The organism is Vibrio sp. 10N.222.48.A3 (assembly GCF_041475345.1).
In the GTDB taxonomy this organism is placed as follows: domain Bacteria; phylum Pseudomonadota; class Gammaproteobacteria; order Enterobacterales; family Vibrionaceae; genus Vibrio; species Vibrio tasmaniensis_A.
The window spans coordinates 1-2,362 of sequence record NZ_JBFRVX010000498.1; the positions used below are offsets into that span (position 1 = coordinate 1).

The window sequence follows — 2,362 nt, forward strand, 5'->3', positions numbered from 1 at the left end:
TCAGGCACTGTCAGCACTAGCCAAAGCGCAAAACGCCCCACTCATCGAAAAAGCGGTCAGCTTTGCCCTGAACCACCTCTCAGAGCGAGAAGCGGCTTTTAGCCAAAAAGCCTTAGTAGTGGAAGCGGTGCGTTACGCCTTTGAAGAAGCCGGAGGCTCTATTTCCAAAGAGCAGGTTGAAACAGAGCTGAATAAACGCAGCAACACCCTCTCTGCAGAGTACAGTGACGGCACACGCTGGACGACGCAAGCCGCGCTGGAGACTGAAAAGCGCATCTTACAAAACATCGATGATGGTAAAGGCCAACATCAACCTTTTGCAACGCCTAAGCAGGTGCAAGACTTTCTCGATACCAAGCCTCGCTTAACCCAAGGGCAAAAGGACGCCATCACCCTTATCTCAACCACCAAGGACAGCTTTGTGGCCATCCAAGGGTTAGCCGGTACAGGTAAGTCCACCATGCTTGAATCCAATATTGAACTTATCCAGTTAGTCAAAGAAGCCAGCCAGCAGCCAGAGCAAAGCGTCATCGGTCTTGCGCCCACGCACGCCGCGGTTGCAGAGCTAGAAAGCAAAGGCGTGAAAGCGCAAACGCTAGACAGTTTGCTTTCTGACATCCGACAAGGCAATCGAGAAGCCAGTGACTATCAACACACCTTGTTCTTTCTCGATGAAAGCTCCATGGTCAGCAACAAGCAAGCCGATGAGTTCACAAAGCTGGTCAATGACAGTCAGTCCAAAACAGCCAAATTGGGCGATAAAGAGCAGCTTTTATCACTCAGTGCCGGTAAACCCTTTGAGCTGGCCATAAGCCAAGGCCGCATCGATACCGCTTACATGACCGATATGGTACGTCCACAAAATGACACCCTGCACAATGCACAGCAAAACACCATTGATAAACAGCCACTCAGCGCCCTAGATAAACTCCAGCAGCAAGCCCCTGATACTCAAAGCAACAGTCAACATGTCATTTCCACGTTGGATGAAAACGACAAAGACCGACGCAGAGCGCAGCTCACCGCCACAGAGAAGCTGCCCTACATGGTCGCCAAAGACTATTTAGAGCGCACCCCCGAAACGCGAGACAACACACTGATTATCGCGTACACCAACCAGGAGCGAGACACCATCACCGAACACATCCGTGTCGGTTTGATGAAACAGAGTGAGTTAGGCAAAGAGAACGTCGTCGCAACCCGGCTACGCTCAATCGGCGCCACGGGTGAAGAGCTCACTACCATGATGCCGTATCAAAAAGGCTTGATATTGAGCACCAGACCCGGTGAGTACGCGACAATCACTCACGTTGACTCAGAGCATGGCGTGGTGACACTTCAAGACGCAGCGACAGGTAAGACTAGGCCATTCTTACCGCGCAACCGTGACCACCGCTTCACCACCCTGTTCTCTACGTCAGAAAAACCACTCTCAACGGGCGATAAAATCATCACCCGTTTTACCGATAAAGAGCGCAGTATCAAAGCCAACGTGGAGTACCGCATCACGCAAGCGACTACAGACCGTGTTATCGCTCAATCTAAGACAGGACAAACACTCAACCTTAACCCTAATGCGCTTAAAGACGGGCACTGGGACTACGCTTACAGTCGAACCGCAGACATGGCGCAAGGGTCCACCTATCAACACGTCATTAGCGCGATACAAAGCAAAGGCGCACTGACCAACTTAAGACGCGCCGGTATCGATGTGACTCGTGCCAGTCAGCACATTCGGCTCTATACCGACAACACAAAACAATTGGTCAAAAGCTGGCTTTCTAAAGAGAGCCATAAAGCCAGTGCGATAGAAACCCTCAACCAAATTCCACCCAAAGACACCACCTACTTTAACCGTAATGCACTCCCTCATGAGGACGTCCGGTTCCAAAATAAAAGCGGTGACTTTGACTACAACACATTTAGGGAGCACATCAATACGCAGCTACCAAAATACACCGAAAGCCTCGCCATTCAGTTATTAGGCCAGCCGAATCAATCCAAATCAGACCGGGATTATTTAACCTTTGGTATTGGAAAATCGGCCATTAAAGTCACCTTAACTGGAGAGCATCGCGGGTATTTCAAAGACTACACCACAGGCGAAAAAGGCGCATTGATTAACCTAATCATGAGTCATAAGGAAATGAATTATAAAGCCGCGATGAATGAAGCGCACAAGATGATCAACGAACCGGAAAAATATCAACTGGAGGAAAACAGTAAACACGACAAATTACTGAGCACCACCCCAAGGCATATTGCGCAGTTTGAAGAACGGGCTAAGGATTATATCAATCAAAGCTTACCGATGGATAACACACTGGCCCAAACGTACTTAAACAAGCTCGGTGTCAATAAC

General features: G+C 49.4%; 1 protein-coding gene. It reads left to right on the forward strand.

Annotated features, from left to right (window positions below):
* Positions 1-2,362 (forward strand): conjugative transfer relaxase/helicase TraI (traI, locus tag AB4653_RS14730; protein ID WP_372104562.1); only part of this gene is annotated, 2,362 nt, incomplete at both ends.